We start from the raw sequence: 18,592 nt of genomic DNA, 5'->3' as shown, positions 1-18,592 counted from the left end.
GCCGCCGCCGGCGTTTCCCGGCCGGTTACGTGCGCCGGCGTCTGGTGGGCTGGCGCCGCGCAGGCGTTTGCCGTCATCCTTACGTTCCTGTGCAAGATGGCTGCGTGCCGGAGGTGGTTCAGGTGTGGGAACTGGTCAAGGCCGGTGGCTGGCCGATGCTGCCGCTGATCCTCTTGGGTCTCGTCGCCCTGGCGATCATCATCGAGCGGCTGTGGAGCCTGCGCCGGGTGGAGGTCATGCCCCCGCGCCTGGGCGAGGAAGTCCGTAACTGGGCGGCCCGCGGCGAGCTGGAACCGGCCCACATCGAATCGCTGCGGCGCAACTCGCCGCTGGGTGCGCTGCTGGCGGCGGCGCTGGACGTGCGCCACCGCCCGCGCGAGCTGATCCGCGAGCGCCTGGAGGACACCGGCCGCCACCTGGTGCACCGCATGGAGCGCTTCCTCAGCGCCCTGGGCACGATCGCCTCGGCCGGCCCGCTGCTGGGCCTGCTGGGCACGGTGATCGGCATGATCCAGATGTTCCTGGGGATCCTCGACCATGGCCTGGGCGACGTGAACCAGCTGGCCGGCGGCATCGGCAAGGCCCTGGTATGCACCGCCACCGGCATGATCGTGGCGGTGCCCTCGCTGGTGTTCCACCGTTATTTCCGCAGCCGCATCGCCGGCTACGTGATCGAGATGGAGGAACAGGCCACCGCGCTGCTCGACGCCCTGGAGCGCGCGCCCGGCGCCGCCCGCCCGGCCGCGGCGCGCCCGGCGCAGCGCCCGGCGCAGCGCCCGGCGCCGGCGGCCCCGGTGCGCGGCTGAGGGACGGCCATGCGTATCCGCGACCAGCGCGCCTACGACGAGCCGGGCATCGACCTGGTGCCGCTGATCGACGTCATCCTGGTGCTGATCATCTTCTTCGTGATCACCACCACCTTCGACGTCCGCTCGACCCTGCAGCTGCAGCTGCCGGTGGCCAGCGCGCAGCAGCCGGCGCCGCCGAAGACCCTCAACATCCTGGTCAACGCCGACGGCCGCTACTTCGTCGGCGAGCAGGAGGTGCTGCGCACCGACGTGGAGGCGGTCAAGCAGGCCATCGCCGCGGCCGCCGGCGACGACCGCGAGCTGCCGGTGATGCTGCGCGCCGACGCCCGCACCCCGTACCAGGCGGTGGTCACCGCCCAGGACGCCCTGGCCCAGCTGGGCTTCCGCCGCATCGCCATCGCCACCGCACCGGAGCCGCAGTCTTGAGTCGTACCCCCCGGCAACCGGTCTGGCCGATCTATCGGCGCCTGCTCGGCTACACCCGCAGGTACTGGATGTTCCTGGCCGCCGCCCTGGTCGGCATGGCGGTGGAAGCCGTGGCCGGCGCCAGCTTCGTGCGGCTGATGAAGCCGCTGACCAACAACTTCGTGCAGCCCACGGCCGAGGACGCGGTGTTCCTGCCGCTGGCCATCGTCGGCCTGTTCGTGCTGCGCAGCCTGGCCACCTTCGTCACCGACTATGGCATGGCCCGCACCGGCCGCAGCGTGGTCCGCGACCTGCGCGAGCAGGTGCTGGCCAAGTACCTGCGGCTGCCGTCGGCGCACTTCGACGCCGAATCCACCCCGGTGATGGTCAGCCGCCTGAACTTCGACACCGAACAGGTCACCCAGGCCAGCTCCGAGGCGCTGAAGACCCTGGTCACCGACAGCCTGACCATCGCCGGCCTGCTCGGGATCATGCTGTGGGCCAGCATCAAGGTGACCTTCGCCATGCTGCTGATCACCCCTCTGATCGGCGTGATCGTGTGGTACGTGGGCAAGCGCTACCGCCGCATCAGCGGCGGCATCCAGGACGGCATGGGGCGCATGGCCGCCAGTGCCGAGCAGTCGCTGGCGGCGCAGCAGGACGTCAAGATCCACGGCGCGCAGTCGCTGGAGACCGGGCGCTACGCCAGCCTCGCCAACCGCATCCTGGGCCTGAACATGAAGGTCGAGAGCACCCGCGCCGGCGCATCGGCCATGGTCCAGCTGCTGGCGGCGCTGGCGCTGGCGGCGATCGTCTGGGTGGCCGCGCGCGAGGCGCTGCAGGGCCGCCTCGATGCCGGCGACTTCGTCATGCTGATGACCGCGATGATGGCCATCATCCCCTCGCTGCGTCGGGTGACCAGCGTGCAGACCGCTGTCGCGCGCGGTGTGTCCGCGGCCGAGCGACTGTTCCAGATCATCGACAGCGAGGAAGAGACCGACACCGGCACCCGCCGCATCGACCGCGCCCGCGGCGAGCTGGCGTTCGAGCACGTCAGCCTGCGCTACCGCGACCAGCCCGGCTTCGCCCTGGACGATGTCAGCTTCGTCGCCCGCCCGGGCACGGTGACCGCGATCGTCGGCCGCTCCGGCTCGGGCAAGACCAGCCTGGTGCGGCTGGTGCCGCGCTTCTACGAGCCCAGCGCCGGGCGCATCACCCTGGACGGGGTGCCGCTCAGTGAGTACCGCATGAGCGACCTGCGCCGGCAGATCGCCCTGGTCGGGCAGAAGGTGATGCTGTTCGACGACACCGTCGCCGCCAACATCGCCTACGGCTCCGACGCCAGCCACGAGGCGATCCGCGCCGCGGCCGAGGCGGCCAACGCCTGGGAGTTCATCGAGCGCCTGCCGCAGGGCCTGGATACCCCGATCGGCGAGAACGGCGCGCTGCTGTCCGGGGGGCAGCGCCAGCGCCTGGCGATCGCCCGCGCGATCCTGCGCGACGCGCCGATCCTGATCCTGGACGAGGCCACCGCGGCCCTGGACAACGAATCCGAGCGCCTGGTGCAGGACGCACTGCAGCGGCTGATGCCCGAGCGCACCACCCTGGTGATCGCCCACCGCCTGTCGACCATCGAGCACGCCGACCAGGTGCTGGTGCTGGACCAGGGCCGGATCGTGGAGCGCGGCACCCACGCCGAGCTGGTCGCCGCCGGCGGCCTCTACGCCCACCTGCACAGCGCCCAGTTCCGCGAGCGCCAGGCGTGATGCGCGGGATCCTGCACAGCGGTTGGGTGGCAGCGGCGAACGCCGGCGCGGCGCCCGGGGAGGTCCGGGCATGAGCCGCGGCGCCCCGAAGACCCCTTCCTGGTGGTTCAACGACGGCCCGGTGCCGCTGCCGGCACGGCTGCTGGCCACGGTCTACGGCGCGGCCATCGCCCTGCGCGGCCGGCTCTACCGGATCGGCCTGCTGCGCCGGCACAGCGTGCCGGTGCCGGTGGTGGTGGTCGGCAACCTGGCCGCCGGCGGCGCCGGCAAGACCCCGCTGACCCTGGCCCTGGTCGAGCGCCTGCGCCGCGAAGGCTGGCGCCCGGGCGTGGCCAGTCGCGGCTACGGCCGCGCCGACACCGCGCCGCGCTGGGTGCTGCCGGAGACCCCGGTGGAGCAGGGCGGCGACGAGCCAGTGCTGATCGCGCGCCGCGCCGCGGTGCCGGTGCGGGTCGACCGTGACCGCGCCGCCGCCGCGCGCGCCCTGGTCGAGGCCGGCTGCGACGTGGTGGTGTGCGACGACGGCCTGCAGCACTACCGCCTGGAGCGCGACGTCGAGATCGAGGTGATCGACGGCGCGCGCCGCTACGGCAACGGCCGCATGCTCCCGGCGGGACCGTTGCGCGAACCGGCCGAGCGCGGCCGCCGCTGCGACTTCCGCGTGGTCAACCTGGGCCACGGCGGCGCCGCGGCCAGCGCGCCGGGGACCGGGCGCGCCGCGGAGCGGCCCGCCGCCTGCGCCACCGGCTTCGGCGAATGGCCGATGTACCTGCGCACCCGCAGCGTGCTGCCGCTGGCCGGCGGCCGGCCGCGGCCGCTGGCGGCGTTCGCCGGGTTGCGCGTGCACGCGGTCGCCGGGATCGGCAACCCCGAACGCTTCTTCGATACCCTGCGCGCGGCCGGGATCGGCGTGGTCCCGCATGCCTTCGCCGACCACCACGCCTACCAGCCGGCGGACCTGGAGTTCGGCAATGACCTGCCGGTGCTGATGACCGAGAAGGACGCGGTGAAGTGCGCCGCCTTCGCCGACGAGCGCTGCCACGCGGTGCCGGTGGACGCCGAACTGCCGGCCGCGTTCTGGGTGGCGCTGCTGGACCGCCTGGGCTCGCCGCCGCGCGAAGGCTGAAGGCCGCATCCGGCCGCCGCGGCGGCCGTCCTGGACAGATCGCACGACCGGAGAACGTCATGTCGCAACTGGATTTCGTGGTCGCCGTGCCGGCCCGCTACGCCGCCAGCCGCCTGCCGGGCAAGCCGCTGCGCCCGCTCGGCGGGGAACCGCTGGTGCTGCACGTGGCGCGGCGCGCGCTGGCCGCCGGCGCACGCGAGGTCTGGCTGGCCACCGACGACGCGCGCGTGGCCGAGGCCGTGGCCGGCCAGCCCGGCGTGCGCGTGGCCATGACCTCGCCCGACCACGCTTCCGGCACCGACCGCCTGGCCGAATGCGCCGCGATCGCCGGCTGGAGCGACGACACCCTGGTGGTCAACCTGCAGGGCGACGAGCCCTTCGCCCCGGCCAGCGGCATCCGCGAAGTCGCGCGGCTGCTGGCCGCCAGCGGGGCGGCGATGGCGACCCTGGCCGCGCCGGTGACCGAGGCCGAAGTCCTGTTCGATCCCAACACGGTCAAGCTGGTGCGCGCCGCCAACGGCGACGCCCTGTACTTCAGCCGCGCGCCGCTGCCGTGGCCGCGCGACGCCTTCGCCCGCGACCGCAGCGTGCTGCCGGAAGGCGGACACTGGCTGCGCCACATCGGCATCTACGCCTACCACGCCGGCTTCCTGCGCACCTTCGCGGCGATGCCGCCGGGCGTGCTGGAGCGGGTCGAATCGCTGGAGCAGCTGCGGGTGCTGGAAGCCGGCCACCGCATCGCCGTGGCCCTGACCCCGGAGCCGTTCCCGCCGGGCGTGGACACCCAGGAGGACCTGGAGCGCGCCGAGGCCCGCCTGCGGGAGCTGGGCGCATGAGCACCACCCGGATCCTGGTCGTGTGCCTGGGCAACATCTGCCGCTCGCCGATGGCCGAGGGCGCGCTGCGCGCCCGGATCGCCGCCTCGCACCTGGCCGGGCGGGTGGAGGTGGACTCGGCCGGCACCGGCGGCTGGCACGCCGGCGAGCCGCCGGACCGCCGCGCCATTGCCTGCGCCCGCCGTCACGGTGTGGACATCGACGGCCTGCGCGCACGCCAGGTCCGCAGCCGCGACTTCGAGGACTTCGACTGGCTGCTCTGCGCCGACGCCGACAACCTGCGCGACGTGCGCCGGCTGGCCCCGGCGCAGGCACGCGGCAAGGTCGCGTTGCTGCTGGACTGGGCCGGGACCGTGCCCGGCGGCGAGGTGCCCGATCCGTACTACGGCGGGGAGGAACACTTCGAGGAAGTCTGGAGCCTGGTCGACGCCGCGGCCCGGGCCGCGGTCGAACGGCTTTCCAGCCGCGCTGGCTCCGGCATAATCGCCCCATGAACGCGGCGACCCTCCAGGAACTGCCCGCCGGCCTCGACTGGCTCAACGCCAACCCGGCCTCCCTCCACGACCTGCGCGGCCGCCCGGTCGTGCTGGCCTTCGTCAACGCCGCCTCGGCCTGGTGCACCCAGCGCCTGCAGGAGCTGGCGAACTGGCAGGCGCGCAACCCGGGCAAGCTGCACGTGCTGGTGCTGCAGGTGCCGCGCTTCGATTGCGAGCGCCAGCCGCAGCGCTCGCTGAAGCTGCTGCGCCGCCATGGCAGCAGCTTCCCCGCGCTGCTGGACGCCGACTGGGCGGCCTGGCAGCGCTACGGCATCGAATCCTGGCCGACCCTGCTGCTGGTCGACGCGCAGGGCCGCGAGCGCGAGCGCATCGTCGGCCTGGGCGGCGACCTGGACCGCGCGCTGTCGGCCCTGGCCGCGGACGCGCCGCCCCCGCACCCGGAGGAGGTGCGGCTGGTGGAAACCGTGCCCGAGCCGCGCCTGGCGCTGCGCTTCCCCACCGCGGTGGCGGTCAGCGCCGAGCGCCTGTTCATCGCCGACACCGGGCACCACCGCATCCTGGAGTGCAACCACGCCGGGCGCATCCTGCGCCAGTTCGGCCTGGGCACCGCCGACGCGATGGACGGCCCGCACGACCAGGCCGCGTTCAACCGCCCGCAGGGCCTGGCCCTGGAGCGCGAGTTCCTGTACGTGGCCGACACCGGCAACCATGCCCTGCGCCGGATCAACCTGCTCAAGGGCACGGTGGACACGCTGTGCGGCACCGGCCGCCCCGGCGAGCCGGTGGAAGGGCCGGTGGCCAGCAGCGGCACCTCGCTCGACCACCCGGTGGCGCTGGCCGTGGCCGCCAACCAGGTGCACATCGCCTGCGCCGGCGACAACCGCCTGTGGAGCTACGACCTGGGCCGCAGCGAGCTGTCGCTGCGCGCTGGCACCGGGCGCCTGGAGATGCGCGACGGCAACGCCCGCACCATCGCCGCGTTCGCCCAGCCCGCCGGCCTGGCCGCGGTGCAGCAGGTGCTGTACGTGTGCGACGCGCTGGGCTCGGCGATCCGCTCGCTGCAGCTGCGCAGCGACCTGGTCCAGACCCTGGTGGGGCAGGGCATGTGGGATTTCGGCGACGCCGACGGCCCGCGCGCCAGCGCCCGCCTGCAGCATCCGCAGGGCATCGCCCTGAGCGCGGACGCGCCGCTGCTGTGGATCGCCGACAGCGGCAACGGCAGCCTGCGCACCCTGCGCCTGGGCGGCGGCGAACTGACCACGGTGAGCCTGCCGCGGCGCCTGCACGGCCCGACCGGCCTGGCGATCGGCGGCGGCGCGGTCTGGATCGCCGAGACCGACGCCCACGCCGTGCTGCGCTACGACATCGTCACCGGCGAACTGGGCGACGTGACCATCAGCGAATGAGCAGCCCCGCGGTACCGGAGTTCGACGGCAAGGCCTTCGTTTCCGGCCTGAGCCTGGCCCCGGGCGTGTACCGCATGTACGCGGCCGACGGCAGCCTGCTGTACGTCGGCAAGGCCGGCGCGCTCAAGCGGCGCGTGGCCAGCTATTTCAGCAACACGCCCAAGACCCCTCGGATCCGGGCGATGGTCGCCCAGATCGCGCGCATGGAGGTCACGGTCACCCGCACCGAGGCCGAGGCGCTGCTGCTGGAGAACCAGCTGATCAAGTCGCTGTCGCCGCGCTACAACGTCTCCCTGCGCGACGACAAGAGCTACCCGTACGTGCTGCTGACCCGCGAACAGTGGCCGCGGCTGGCCTTCCACCGCGGCCCGCGCGCGGTGCCGGGGCGCTACTTCGGCCCCTACGCCAGCGCCGGCGCGGTGCGCGAGACCATGAACCTGATGCACAAGCTGTTCCGCCTGCGCAGCTGCGAGGACAGCGTGTTCCGCAACCGCAGCCGGCCCTGCCTGCAGTACCAGATCGGCCGCTGCAGCGCGCCGTGCGTGGGCCTGGTGGCGGAGGAGGACTACGCCGAATCGGTGCGCCGCGCCTCGCTGTTCCTGGAAGGCCGCAGCGACGAGCTGGGCAAGGAACTGTCGGCGGCGATGGAGAAGGCCAGCCAGGCGCTGGAGTTCGAGGAGGCCGCGCGCCTGCGCGACCTGCTGGCGCAGCTGCGCGGCATGCAGGCGCGGCAGTACGTGGACGGCCATGCCGCCAACCTGGACGTGATCGCCTGCGAGATGCAGGGCAGCCACGCCTGCGTGCTGCTGCTGGCGTTCCGCGACGGCCGCAACCTCGGCACCCGCGCGTTCTTCCCGCGCACCAACGGCGAGGACAGCGCCGAGGAGGTGCTGGCAGCCTTCGTGTCGCAGTACTACGCCGAGCAGCCGGCGCCGCCGGAGATCGTGCTGGACCGCGCGATCCCCGACGCCGAGGTGATCGAGGCGGCGCTGGCCGAGGGGGCGGGGCGCAGGGTGGCGCTGAAGTCCAGCGTGCGCGGCGAGCGCGCCGGCTACCTGGAACTGGCCAGGCGCAACGCCAAGGTGGCCCTGGCCAGCGAACTGGCCAGCCGCAACGCGCAACAGGTGCGCAGCGAGGCCCTGCGCGAGCTGCTGGGCCTGGAGGAAGTGCCCTCGCGCGTGGAGTGCTTCGACATCAGCCACACCCTGGGCGAGGCCACCGTGGCCTCGTGCGTGGTGTTCGACCCGGCCGGGCCGGTGCGCAACCAATACCGCCGCTACAACATCACCGGGATCGAGCCGGGCGACGACTACGCCGCGATGCGCCAGGCGATCGAGCGGCGCTTCCGCCGTGCGATGGAGGCCGAGGCCGGCGTGGCGCCGCCGGGTTCCAACGCGGTCCTGCCCGACGTGCTGCTGATCGACGGCGGCGCCGGGCAGCTGGCGCAGGCGCGCGCGGCACTGGCCGACCTGGGCGTGGAGAACGTGCTGCTGGTGGGCGTGTCCAAGGGCGAGCAGCGGCGTGCCGGCGACGAGACCCTGGTGTTCCCCGACGGCCGCGAGGTGCGCCCCGGCGCGGCCTCGCCGGCGCTGCAGTTCATCCAGCAGGTGCGCGACGAGGCGCACCGCTTTGCCATCACCGGCCACCGCGGCAAGCGCCAGAAGGCGCGCACCACCAGCCGCCTGGAGGACATCCCCGGCATCGGCCCGCGCCGCCGCGCCGCGCTGCTGAAGCATTTCGGCGGCCTGGGCGGGCTCAAGGCCGCCGGCGAGGAGGAGATCGCCCGGGTCGAAGGCATCAACGCGGCCCTGGCCGCCCGCATCTACGCTACCCTGCACGGGCTGCCCGTGCCTGGCTCCGAATCCGCGCAAGACCGATGACCCTGACCGTACCCACCTGGCTGACCCTGCTGCGGATCATGATGATCCCGGTGCTGGTCCTGGTGTTCTACCTGCCTTACAGATGGACCAACTTCGCCGCCGCCGGCGTGTTCATCCTCGCCGCCGTCACCGACTGGCTGGATGGCTGGGTCGCGCGCCGCTACGGCATGCACTCGGCCTTCGGCGCCTTCCTCGACCCGGTGGCCGACAAGCTGATGGTGGCGGTGGCCCTGTTCCTGATCGTGCAGGGCCATCCGACCCCGTGGATGGCGTTCTGGGCGGCGGTGATCGTCGGCCGCGAGATCGCGGTGTCGGCGCTGCGCGAGTGGATGGCCGAGCTGGGCCAGCGGGCGATGGTGAAGGTGGCGATGATCGGCAAGATCAAGACCACCGCGCAGATGATCGCGCTGTCCTGCCTGCTGTACTCGGTCAGCCCGAACCGCTCGACCGCGGGCATCTGGATGGGCGAGCCGGTGTTCCACGTCGGCGACTGGCTGCTGGCGATCGCCGCGCTGCTGACGCTGTGGTCGGGCTTCCAGTACCTGCACGCGGCCTGGCCGGCGCTGCGCGCGGACGAGGAGGCCTCGGCCGCGCGTTCGAAGGCCAGGAAAATGCACGGGACCAGTTGACAGGTTTCGTGAAAACCCTAAAATGCGCGTCTCCCAAGCGGGAATAGCTCAGTTGGTAGAGCGCAACCTTGCCAAGGTTGAGGTCGCGGGTTCGAGTCCCGTTTCCCGCTCCAGTTCGATGGTCGTGGCAAGCCCTCCATCGAGGGCGAGCGGCGGCTCGACAAGCCCCGGAGACGGGGTTTTGTTTTGAGGGGTTCCGGCGGCCCGGCTGCCGGCGGTACCGGTCACCGGCCTGGTGGCAGAGTGGTTATGCAGCGGACTGCAAATCCGCGTACGCCGGTTCAATTCCGACCCAGGCCTCCATCGGTACCGGCGAAAAACTCATGCGGGAATAGCTCAGTTGGTAGAGCGCAACCTTGCCAAGGTTGAGGTCGCGGGTTCGAGTCCCGTTTCCCGCTCCAATCCGCCAGCCGCCCCGAGCGGCCGGCAAGACAAAGGCCCCGCCAGAGCGGGGCCTTGTCGTTTCCGGCTTCCGCCGGCGCTCAGCGGCGCGGGGCGGGGCCGGTGGAGTGGCGGATCTGCAGCTGGTACGGCACCCGCACCATGTGCGCCGGGCCGTGGCCGTCGATCGCCGCGATCAGCTGCTGGGCGGCGATCCGGCCCATTTCCCGGCTGGGCTGGCGCACCGTGGTGAGGCTGGGCCAGACCTGGCGCGAGATCGGGGTGTCGTCGAAGCCGAATACCGACAGCTGCTCCGGCACCCGCAGGCCGCGCGCGGCCGCCTCGTACAGCACGCCGCAGGCGGTGTCGTCGTTGGCGGCGAAGATCGCGGTGGGCGGGTCGGCCATGTCCAGCAGCTGGCGCGCGCCGGCGATGCCGGACTCGAACGAGAACTCGCCTTCCACCACCAGGTCCGGGTCCGGTTCGATCCCGGCCTGGCGCAGGCCGTCGAGGTAGCCGGCCAGGCGCCAGGCGCGGCCGCCATGGCTGCGGTGGCCGGCGATGTGGCCGATGCGGCGGTGCCCGAGGGCGACGACATGGGCCATCATGTCCGCCGCCGCCGCGCGTTCGTCCAGGGTGGCGCCGATGCCGCCGCCGTCGCGCTTGGCCGAGATCGTGGCGTAGCGCACGTTGAGCTCGCGCAGGCGCCTGACCAGGGCGGCATCGTCGGTCAGCGGCGGGGTGAGGATCAGGCCGTCGGGACGGTACTGGCTGATCAGCGTTTCCACCGACTCGACGTGGCCGCGCTGGCCGAAGTCGACCGGGCGCAGGGTCAGCCCGTAGTGCGACTGCTCGCAGGCCGCCAGCACGCCCTCGATCACTTCCATGATGTAGCTGGGCGAGGGGTTGTCGTACAGCAGCGAGACCAGGTACGAGCGCCGGCCGGCGAGGCTGCGGGCGGAGGTGTTGGGGCGGTAGTTCAGCTGCCGCGCGGCTTCCTCGACCCGCAACCGGGTTTCCTCGCGGACGTTGGGCTCGCGGTTGAACACCCGCGAGACCGTCTTCATGGAAACGCCCGCGGCGGCGGCGACATCCTCGATCCTGGCGCGCACTGCTCCTCCCCGTGACCCGCGTCGTGCCGCGGGTGGTGGGCCATTCTAGCGGAGCCCGCCGCGGCGGACCCTCCGCCAATGGCACAATGCGCCGGCGGCGCGCGCCGCGGACTGCCCGCCCGGGTGGTGAAACAGGTAGACACAGGAGACTTAAAATCTTCCGGCCGCGAGGCTTTGCGGGTTCGAGTCCCGCCCCGGGCACCACACCACATTGCTGCTGGAGGCACATGCAGGCCACCGACATCGAGGTACCGCTCCCCGCCCGGGATGCCAGGATCGCGGTCATTGGACTGGGCTACGTGGGCCTTCCCCTGGCGGTGGCGTTCGCCTCGCGGCGGCAGGTGACCGGCTTCGACGTCGACGCCACCCGCGTGGCCGAGCTGCGCGCCGGGCACGACCGCACGCGCGAGATGGATCCGCAGGCGCTGGCCGCCGCCACCGGCCTGGAGCTGGCCTCCGACCCGGCCGCGCTGCGCGAATGCGCGATCCACATCGTCGCCGTGCCCACCCCGATCGACGCCTTCCACGAGCCGGACCTGGAGCCGCTGCGCCAGGCCACCGCGCTGGTGGCCGCGGCGCTGAAGCCGGGCGACCTGGTGATCTACGAATCCACGGTGTATCCGGGCACCACCGAGGAGATCTGCGTGCCGATCCTGGAGGCCGGCTCCGGGCTGCGCTTCAACGTGGACTTCAGCTGCGGCTACAGCCCCGAGCGGGTGAGCCCCGGCGACCACCACCGGCGCCTTGCCGACATCCGCAAGATCACTTCCGGCTCGCACCCGGCCGCCGCGCGCGCGGTGGACGAGTTGTACCGCTCGATCATCACCGCCGGCACCTGGCCGGCGCCGTCGATCCGGGTGGCCGAGGCCGCCAAGGTGGTGGAGAACATCCAGCGCGACGTCAACATCGCCCTGGTCAACGAACTGGCCTTGGTGTTCGACCGCCTGGGCATCGATACCGGCGACGTGCTGGAGGCGGCCGGCACCAAGTGGAACTTCCTGCCGTTCCGGCCGGGCCTGGTCGGTGGCCACTGCATCGGCGTGGATCCGTACTACCTGCTGCACAAGTCGCGCAGCGCCGGCTTCCATCCGGAGCTGATCCACACCGCGCGCGAGGTCAACGAGCGCGTGGTCGGGCACGTGGTATCCAGGGTGCTGGGGCTGCTGCGCGGGCGCGGGCGCGAGCCGGCCGGTTCGCGCGTGCTGGTGTTGGGCGTGACCTTCAAGGAGAACTGCCCGGACCTGCGCAACAGCCGCGCGCTGGACCTGGTGCGGGAGCTTGGTGCGGCCGGGGCCTGGGTCGATGCGGTCGATCCCTGGGCCGACCCGGGCGAATCCGCCGCGCTGGGCGCGCCGCTGCGCGAGGCACCGGAGCAGGGCGCCTACGACGCCATCGTGCTGGCGGTAGCCCATGCCCAGTTCCGCGACTGGGACGCGGCGCGCGTGCGTGCGCTGGGACGGCCCGGCGCGGTGGTGTACGACGTCAAGTCGGTGTGGCCGCGCGAGGCGGTGGACGCGCGCCTGTAGCCCACGCCACGGCGCGCGTCTGGCTAGACTCGGGGCTCCGTCCCGCGAGGAGGCACGATGCACCGCTATCTCGGCTACGCCGGCGCCTGGGTCCTGCTGCTGGTTTCGATCCCGCTGGCCCTGCGCTGGCCCTCCTGGGGCTGGGGCGCGGCCATCGGCCTGGTGCTGGTCGCCCTCGGCACCCTCGACCTGCTGCAGAAGCGCAGCACCCTGCGCCGCAACTATCCGCTGCTGGCCTGGTTCCGCTACGGGCTGGAATCGGTCGGGCCGGAGATCCGCCAGTACTTCGTCGAGGCCGATACCGACGAGGTGCCGTTCTCGCGCCAGCAGCGGGCGCTGGTGTACCGGCGCGCCAAGAACGTGATGGACGTGGTGCCGTTCGGCACCCTGCAGGACGCCTACGCCACCGACTACGAGTGGATCAACCACTCGCTGGCGCCGACCAGGATCGCCGACCACGACTTCCGCATCACCGTCGGCCCGGACGCGGCCCAGCCGTACCGGGCCAGCGTGTTCAACATCTCGGCGATGAGCTTCGGCTCGCTGTCGGCCAACGCGATCCGCGCGCTCAACGAGGGCGCCCGCCGCGGCGGCTTCTACCACGACACCGGCGAGGGCTCGATCTCCCCCTACCACCTGGAGCCGGGCGGCGACCTGGTCTGGGAGCTGGGCTCGGGCTACTTCGGCTGCCGTGATGGCAACGGCCGCTTCGACCCGGAGCGCTTCGCCGAGCAGGCGGCGCGGCCGCAGGTGAGGATGATCGAGGTCAAGCTGTCGCAGGGCGCCAAGCCCGGCCACGGCGGGGTGCTGCCGGCGGCCAAGGTCAGCGCCGAGATCGCCGCCACCCGCGGCGTGCCGATGGGCGCCGACTGCGTCTCGCCTTCCAGCCATCCGGAGTTCGACACCCCGCTGGGCCTGTTGCAGTTCGTGGCCAGGCTGCGCGAACTTTCAGGCGGCAAGCCGGTGGGCTTCAAGCTGGCCATCGGCCATCCCTGGGAATGGTTCGCCGTCGCCAAGGCGATGCACGAAAGCGGCCTGCTGCCGGACTTCATCGTGGTCGACGGCGCCGAGGGCGGCACCGGCGCGGCGCCGGTGGAGTTCATGGACCACATCGGCGTGCCCATGCACGAGGGCCTGATGCTGGTGCACAACACCCTGGTCGGGCTGGGCCTGCGCCAGCGCATCCGCCTGGCCGGGGCAGGGCGGATCACCAGCGCGTTCGACATCGCCCGCACCCTGGCCATGGGCGCGGACTGGTGCAACGCCGGCCGCGCCTTCATGTTCGCCCTGGGCTGCATCCAGTCGCTGAGCTGCCACACCGACCGCTGCCCGACCGGCATCGCCACCCAGAACCCGCGCCGCTGGCGCAACCTGGACCCGCAGGACAAGGCCACCCGGGTCTACCAGTTCCATCTCAACACCGTGCGCGCGCTGCGCGACCTGTTGTGCGCGGCCGGGCTCAACCATCCATCCGAGCTGGGCCCGGAGCACATCCTGCGCCGGGTGTCGCCGACCGAGATCCGCTCGCTGGCCGCGCTGTACCACTTCCTGGAACCGGGCGAGCTGCTGCACGGCACCCCGTCGCATGCGGTGTTCCGCGCATTCTGGGCCGATGCCGACCCGCGCAGCTTCGGCCCGCCGCCGCGGCTGGCCGCGCTGCGCTCCAGCAAGAGCCGCTGAGCAGGCGCCGCCGATCCGGCCTGCGCGCGGCGGGCCATGCCTCACCGCCCGCCGCCGGCGTCGGTGGGGTGGCCATGCACGGGCAGCCGCGGCGCGTCGTGGCGGGCCGCCGAATGCAGCGGGCGCCCGGAGAGCCGGCGCATGGCCAGGTAGAACACCGGGGTCAGGAACAGCCCGAACAGGGTCACGCCCAGCATCCCGAAGAACACGGAGATGCCCATGGCCTGGCGCATTTCCGCACCCGCGCCGTGCGCGAACACCAGCGGCACCACGCCCATGATGAAGGCCAGCGAGGTCATCAGGATCGGACGCAGGCGCAGGCGGCAGGCCTCGAGCACCGCCTCGAGCGTGCCGTGTCCGGCCATCTCCAGCTCGCGCGCGAACTCGACGATCAGGATCGCGTTCTTCGACGCCAGGCCGACCAGCACGATCAGGCCGATCTGGGTGAAGATGTTGTTGTCGCCGCGCGTCAGCCACACGCCCGCCAGCGCCGACAGCACGGCCATAGGCACGATCAGGACCACTGCCAGCGGCAAGGTCAGGCTCTCGTACTGCGCCGCCAGCACCAGCAGCACCAGCAGCACGCACAGCGGGAAGATCCACAGCGCGCTGTTGCCGGCGATGATCTGCTGGTAGGTCAGGTCGGTCCACTCGAAGCCGATCCCCGGGGGCAGCGTACGCGCGGCCACGCGCTCGATCGCGGCCATTGCCTGCGACGAGGAATAGCCCGCGGCCGGGGCTCCGCTGAGGTCCGCCGCGGTGTAGCCGTTATAGCGCGTGACCAGTTCCGGGCCGTAGGCCTGCTCGACCCGGGCGATGGCCGCCAGCGGCACCATCTGGCCGTCGGCCGCGCGCGTCTTCAGCTGCAGCACGTCCTCCGGGTGCGCGCGGTGCGGAGCGTCGGCCTGGGTGCGCACCTGGTAGACGCGCCCGAGCAGGTTGAAGTCGTTGACGTAGAACGAACCCAGGTACACCTGCAGGGTCTGGAACACCTCCGTGACCGCGATGCCCAGCTGCTTGGCCTTGATCCGGTCCACGTCCACGCGCAGCTGCGGCACGTTGATCTGGTAGGTGGAGAACAGCGGCGTCAGTTCCGGCTCCTTCGCCGCCTCGGCGATGAAATCGCGCGTCGCCTTGTGCAGGGCGTCGTAGCCGAGGTTGCCACGGTCCTCCAGCTGCAGCTTGAACCCGCCCATCGAGCCGATGCCCATCACCGGCGGGGCCGGGAACACCCCGGCGAAGGTGGATTTCTCCAGGCCAGCGTACTTGGCGTTGAGCGAGGCGGCGATCGCGTCGGCGCTGAGTCCTTTGCGCTGCGCGAACGGCTCCAGCAGGATGAAGCTCAGGCCGGAACTGGAGCTGGTGGTGGTGCCGTTGATCGAAAGTCCGGCATAGGACGAGGTCGACGCCACGCCCGGTTCGGCCAGGGCGATGTCGGTCATCCGCGCCAGCACCTCATCAGTGCGGTCCAGGGTGGAGCCGGCCGGAAGCTGCACGAAGCTGATCAGGTACTCCTTGTCCTGCGCCGGGACGAAGCCGCCCGGGACCACCTTGCCCAGCGCGGCGGTCGCCAGCAGCAGCAGACCGTACACCGCCATCACCAGGGTCTTGCGCCCGGCCAGGCGCGCCACGCCGTGGCCGTAGCGCTCCGCACCGCGGTTGAAGAAGCGGTTGAAGCGGGCGAAGAAGCCGCCGAAGACCCGGTGCATGGCGCGCGTCAGCCAGTCCGGCCGAGCGCCGTGCGGCTTGAGCAGCAGTGCCGACAGCGCTGGCGACAGGGTCAGCGAGTTGATCGCCGACAGCACCGTGGACACGGCGATGGTCACCGCGAACTGCTGGTAGAAGCGGCCGGTCAGCCCCGACAGGAAGGCCAGCGGGACGAACACCGCCGCCAGGGTCAGGGCGATGGCGATGATCGGGCCGCTGACCTCGCGCATGGCCCGGTAGGTCGCCTCGCGGGGGGCGAGGCCCGTCGCGATGTTGCGCTCGACGTTCTCCACCACCACGATCGCGTCGTCGACCACGATGCCGATCGCCAGCACCAGGCCGAACAGGCTCAGCGCGTTGATCGAGAAGCCGAACAGGTACAGGCAGGCCATCGTGCCGACGATCGACACCGGCACCGCGAGCAGCGGGATGATCGAGGCGCGCCAGGTCTGCAGGAACAGGAAGACCACGACCACCACCAGGACGATGGCCTCGAACAGCGTCCGCACCACCGCATCGATGCTGGCCTGCACCGAGCGGGTAGGGTTGTAGACGATCACGTAGTCCAGGCCTTCGGGGAACTGGCGCTTGAGCTCCTCCATCGTCGTCCTGACGTTGGCGGCGATGTCCAGCGCGTTGGCGCCGGGGGCCTCCATGATCGCCAGCGGCACCGCCGGTTCCGTGCCGAGGTAGGCGCGCACACCGTACTCCTGCGCCGCCATCTCGATCCGCGCGACGTCGCGCAACAGGGTGGTGCGGCCGTCGTGACCTGCGCGCAGCACGATGCCGCCGAACTCCTCCGGCGTGCGCAGCCGGCCTTCGGCGCTGACCGACATCTGGAACGGCGTTCCCTCGGGCACCGGCGCCGCGCCGATGCTGCCCACCGCCGCCTGGGCGTTCTGCTCGCGGATGGCGGCCACCACCTCGGCCGCGGTCAGGCCGCGCGCGGCGACCGCGTCCGGATCCAGCCACACGCGCATGGCGTAGGCGCCCGGGCCCCACAGGTTGACCTGGCCGACGCCGTCGATCCGCGCGAGCCGGTCGCGCACGTTGCGGATCGCGTAGTTGCTCAGGTAGTTGGCGTCGTAGCGCCCGTCCGGGGACAACAGGTGCACCGCCAGGGTGATGTTGGGCGAGCTCTTGATCGTGGTGACGCCCAGCCGCTGCACTTCCTCCGGCAGGCGTGGCACGGCCTGCTCGACCCGGTTGCGCACCCATTGCAGGGCCTGGTCCGGATCGGTGCCCAGCTTGAAGGTGACGGTGAGGAACAGGTTGCCGTCCGCGTTGGCCAGCGACTGCATGTACAGCATGTTCTCCACGCCGTTGACGGATTCCTCGATCGGCGCGGCGACGGTCTCGGCGAGGGTGGTGGCGTTGGCGCCGGGATACTGCGCCTGCACCATGACCGAGGGCGGTACCACCTGCGGATACTCCGAGACCGGCAGCTGGAACATGGCGATGGCGCCGGCGATGAAGATCAGCGCCGAGACCACCCCGGCGAAGATCGGCCGGTCGATGAAGAAGCGCGACAGGTTCATCGCAGCGGCCCTCCCTCGCGCGGCGGAGCCGGCACGGCGGCGACGAGGTCGCCCGGGCGTACCCGCTGCGCGCCCTCGACGATCACCTGGTCGCCCGGCGCCAGACCGCTGCGCACCACGCGGCGGTCGCCCTGGCGGCTGCCCAGTTCAAGCCGGCGGTACTCGACCCGGCCGTCCTTGCCGACAACCAGGACGAAGCGGCGGTCCTGGTCGGTGCCGATCGCGGCCTCGTCGACCAGCACCGCCGGGTAGGGCTCGCTGGCCTGCAGGCGGATCCGGGCCTGCAGGCCGGGGATCATGCGCCCGTCGGGGTTGTCCAGCACTGCGCGCACGCGGATCGTGCCCGAGCGGGTGTCCAGCTGGTTGTCCAGCGAATGCAGCCTGGCGGCGTGTGGATGGCCTTCCTCGCCGGCCAGGCCGACCTGCACCTGCAGTGGCCGGGCGCCCTTGCTGGCGTCCAGGTAGCGCAGCAGGGTGTGCTCGTCGACGTTGAACGAGGCGTAGATCGGATCGAGGGTGACGATGGAGGTCAGCGGGGCGGCATCGCCGCCGGCCTTGACCACGTTGCCGGCGGTCACCTCCGAGCGCGAGATGCGGCCGGTGATGGGCGCGCGGATGTGGGTGTAGTCCACGTCCAGGCGGGCACGGTCGGCCGCGGCCCGCGCCGCCTGCGCCACCGAGGCGGCCTCGCGCGCCGCATTCTCCATCGCGTCGAACTCGCGCCGGGAGATGGTGTTGGCCTCCAGCAGGCGCCGGCCGCGTTCCAGCTCCAGCGCGGTGAAGCGCTGGCGGTCCTGGGCCTGGGCGAGCGCGGCCGCGGCACGCCTGGCTTCGACCTCGAACGGCTCCGGATCGATCGTGTACAGCAAGTCGCCCTCGCGGACCTGCTGGCCGTCGTGGAAATGCACGCCCAGCAGGGTGCCGGCGACGCGCGGACGGATTTCCACCTGCCCGACCGCTTCCAGACGGCCCGAATACTCCGCCCAGTCGGTGACGCGCCGGGTGGTGGCGATTTGCACCTGGACGGCCGGCGGGGCAGGGGACTGGACGGGCCCGGGACGGTTGCCGAGCAGGACCGCGGCGGCCCCCCCTGCGACCAGTACGGACACGGCGGCGCACAGGACGGTCCGGTGTCGGGAGATGATGTCCATGGCATGGCTCTGCGACGGAAGGAGGGCGCAAGTCTCCGTGCGCAGGACGGGCCGATACAGGCGCCAGCCGGGCTTTCTGTGTTGCCTTGCGTGGAATTATCGGCGGGCATGCGCGCCGCTGCCGCATTCCCGCGACCGGACCA

At 72.1% G+C, this 18,592-nt stretch carries 14 protein-coding genes and 4 tRNA genes; 15 read left to right on the top strand and 3 right to left on the bottom strand.

All coding sequences use genetic code 11. The features are described from left to right. The first annotated feature begins 122 nt into the window (after positions 1-122). The 12 genes from EIM48_RS13175 (at position 123) to EIM48_RS13120 (ending at position 9,755) form a co-directional block, all read left to right on the top strand. Positions 123-806 (top strand): MotA/TolQ/ExbB proton channel family protein, encoded by a 684-nt coding sequence (locus EIM48_RS13175; protein ID WP_125111854.1) that lies wholly within the window; start codon positions 123-125, stop codon positions 804-806. 9 nt (positions 807-815) lie between these two features. Beyond that, the gene (locus tag EIM48_RS13170; RefSeq protein ID WP_028914906.1) at positions 816-1,235 is read left to right on the top strand and encodes a biopolymer transporter ExbD; all 420 of its coding nucleotides are present in this window, start codon (positions 816-818) and stop codon (positions 1,233-1,235) included. Beyond that, entirely contained in the window at positions 1,232-2,980 is a 1,749-nt protein-coding gene (gene msbA / locus EIM48_RS13165; protein WP_026010359.1) for a lipid A export permease/ATP-binding protein MsbA, read from the top strand. Before EIM48_RS13170 ends, msbA begins: the two co-directional genes overlap by 4 nt. A gap of 70 nt (positions 2,981-3,050) precedes the next feature. Next, positions 3,051-4,106, top strand: a complete 1,056-nt coding sequence (gene lpxK, locus EIM48_RS13160; RefSeq protein ID WP_125111849.1) for a tetraacyldisaccharide 4'-kinase — start codon at positions 3,051-3,053, stop codon at positions 4,104-4,106. 59 nt (positions 4,107-4,165) lie between these two features. After that, positions 4,166-4,942 (top strand): 3-deoxy-manno-octulosonate cytidylyltransferase, encoded by a 777-nt coding sequence (kdsB, locus tag EIM48_RS13155; RefSeq protein ID WP_125076825.1) that lies wholly within the window; start codon positions 4,166-4,168, stop codon positions 4,940-4,942. Beyond that, positions 4,939-5,436: a low molecular weight protein-tyrosine-phosphatase gene (locus EIM48_RS13150; RefSeq protein WP_125111848.1), complete on the top strand. Its 498-nt coding sequence runs from the start codon at positions 4,939-4,941 to the stop codon at positions 5,434-5,436. Before kdsB ends, EIM48_RS13150 begins: the two co-directional genes overlap by 4 nt. Continuing rightward, positions 5,433-6,845, top strand: coding sequence for a redoxin domain-containing protein (locus EIM48_RS13145; RefSeq protein WP_125111847.1), 1,413 nt, complete (start codon positions 5,433-5,435; stop codon positions 6,843-6,845). The genes EIM48_RS13150 and EIM48_RS13145 overlap by 4 nt, the downstream gene beginning before the upstream one ends. Beyond that, positions 6,842-8,725 carry an excinuclease ABC subunit UvrC gene (uvrC, locus tag EIM48_RS13140; RefSeq protein ID WP_019399377.1) on the top strand — a complete coding sequence of 628 codons (1,884 nt, stop codon included), beginning with the start codon at positions 6,842-6,844 and terminating at the stop codon, positions 8,723-8,725. Before EIM48_RS13145 ends, uvrC begins: the two co-directional genes overlap by 4 nt. Next, positions 8,722-9,354 carry a CDP-diacylglycerol--glycerol-3-phosphate 3-phosphatidyltransferase gene (gene pgsA / locus EIM48_RS13135; RefSeq protein WP_019399376.1) on the top strand — a complete coding sequence of 211 codons (633 nt, stop codon included), beginning with the start codon at positions 8,722-8,724 and terminating at the stop codon, positions 9,352-9,354. The genes uvrC and pgsA overlap by 4 nt, the downstream gene beginning before the upstream one ends. A 37-nt stretch (positions 9,355-9,391) precedes the next feature. Continuing rightward, positions 9,392-9,467: transfer RNA gene (locus tag EIM48_RS13130), tRNA-Gly, on the top strand. Positions 9,468-9,583: 116 nt separating this feature from the next. Then, a tRNA-Cys gene (locus EIM48_RS13125) sits at positions 9,584-9,657 on the top strand. A 22-nt stretch (positions 9,658-9,679) separates the two neighbouring features. Further along, positions 9,680-9,755: transfer RNA gene (locus EIM48_RS13120), tRNA-Gly, on the top strand. Between the two features lie 81 nt (positions 9,756-9,836). Here EIM48_RS13120 and EIM48_RS13115 read toward each other — a convergent pair. Beyond that, positions 9,837-10,847 (bottom strand): LacI family DNA-binding transcriptional regulator, encoded by a 1,011-nt coding sequence (locus tag EIM48_RS13115; protein ID WP_026010684.1) that lies wholly within the window; start codon positions 10,845-10,847, stop codon positions 9,837-9,839. A 117-nt stretch (positions 10,848-10,964) separates the two neighbouring features. Here EIM48_RS13115 and EIM48_RS13110 point away from each other — a divergent pair. From EIM48_RS13110 to EIM48_RS13100, 3 genes are all read left to right on the top strand, one after another. Beyond that, positions 10,965-11,051 (top strand) — tRNA-Leu (locus EIM48_RS13110). Positions 11,052-11,074: 23 nt separating this feature from the next. Continuing rightward, the gene (locus tag EIM48_RS13105) at positions 11,075-12,373 is read left to right on the top strand and encodes a nucleotide sugar dehydrogenase (protein ID WP_125111846.1); all 1,299 of its coding nucleotides are present in this window, start codon (positions 11,075-11,077) and stop codon (positions 12,371-12,373) included. 57 nt (positions 12,374-12,430) lie between these two features. Next, positions 12,431-14,053, top strand: coding sequence for an FMN-binding glutamate synthase family protein (locus EIM48_RS13100; RefSeq protein ID WP_019399373.1), 1,623 nt, complete (start codon positions 12,431-12,433; stop codon positions 14,051-14,053). A 41-nt stretch (positions 14,054-14,094) separates the two neighbouring features. Here EIM48_RS13100 and EIM48_RS13095 read toward each other — a convergent pair whose 3' ends face one another. Then, positions 14,095-17,298, bottom strand: coding sequence for a multidrug efflux RND transporter permease subunit (locus EIM48_RS13095; protein ID WP_125111845.1), 3,204 nt, complete (start codon positions 17,296-17,298; stop codon positions 14,095-14,097). After that, positions 17,295-18,317 carry an efflux RND transporter periplasmic adaptor subunit gene (locus tag EIM48_RS13090; RefSeq protein ID WP_233581694.1) on the bottom strand — a complete coding sequence of 341 codons (1,023 nt, stop codon included), beginning with the start codon at positions 18,315-18,317 and terminating at the stop codon, positions 17,295-17,297. Before EIM48_RS13090 ends, EIM48_RS13095 begins: the two co-directional genes overlap by 4 nt. Between the last annotated feature and the right edge of the window lie 275 nt (positions 18,318-18,592).

The organism is Pseudoxanthomonas sp. SGNA-20 (assembly GCF_003931635.1).
Classification (GTDB): Bacteria; Pseudomonadota; Gammaproteobacteria; order Xanthomonadales; family Xanthomonadaceae; genus Pseudoxanthomonas.
This window is presented reverse-complemented; position numbering and strand designations above follow the sequence as displayed.

Bases quoted from the DNA above. Each gene is read 5' to 3' on its own strand.
- EIM48_RS13170 (WP_028914906.1), top strand. From the start codon at position 816: ATGCGTATCCGCGACCAGCGCGCCTACGACGAGCCGGGCATCGACCTG.
- lpxK (WP_125111849.1), top strand. From the start codon at position 3,051: ATGAGCCGCGGCGCCCCGAAGACCCCTTCCTGGTGGTTCAACGACGGC.
- kdsB (WP_125076825.1), top strand. From the start codon at position 4,166: ATGTCGCAACTGGATTTCGTGGTCGCCGTGCCGGCCCGCTACGCCGCC.
- EIM48_RS13150 (WP_125111848.1), top strand. From the start codon at position 4,939: ATGAGCACCACCCGGATCCTGGTCGTGTGCCTGGGCAACATCTGCCGC.
- EIM48_RS13145 (WP_125111847.1), top strand. From the start codon at position 5,433: ATGAACGCGGCGACCCTCCAGGAACTGCCCGCCGGCCTCGACTGGCTC.
- uvrC (WP_019399377.1), top strand. From the start codon at position 6,842: ATGAGCAGCCCCGCGGTACCGGAGTTCGACGGCAAGGCCTTCGTTTCC.
- pgsA (WP_019399376.1), top strand. From the start codon at position 8,722: ATGACCCTGACCGTACCCACCTGGCTGACCCTGCTGCGGATCATGATG.
- EIM48_RS13105 (WP_125111846.1), top strand. From the start codon at position 11,075: ATGCAGGCCACCGACATCGAGGTACCGCTCCCCGCCCGGGATGCCAGG.
- EIM48_RS13100 (WP_019399373.1), top strand. From the start codon at position 12,431: ATGCACCGCTATCTCGGCTACGCCGGCGCCTGGGTCCTGCTGCTGGTT.
- EIM48_RS13095 (WP_125111845.1), bottom strand. From the start codon at position 17,298: ATGAACCTGTCGCGCTTCTTCATCGACCGGCCGATCTTCGCCGGGGTG.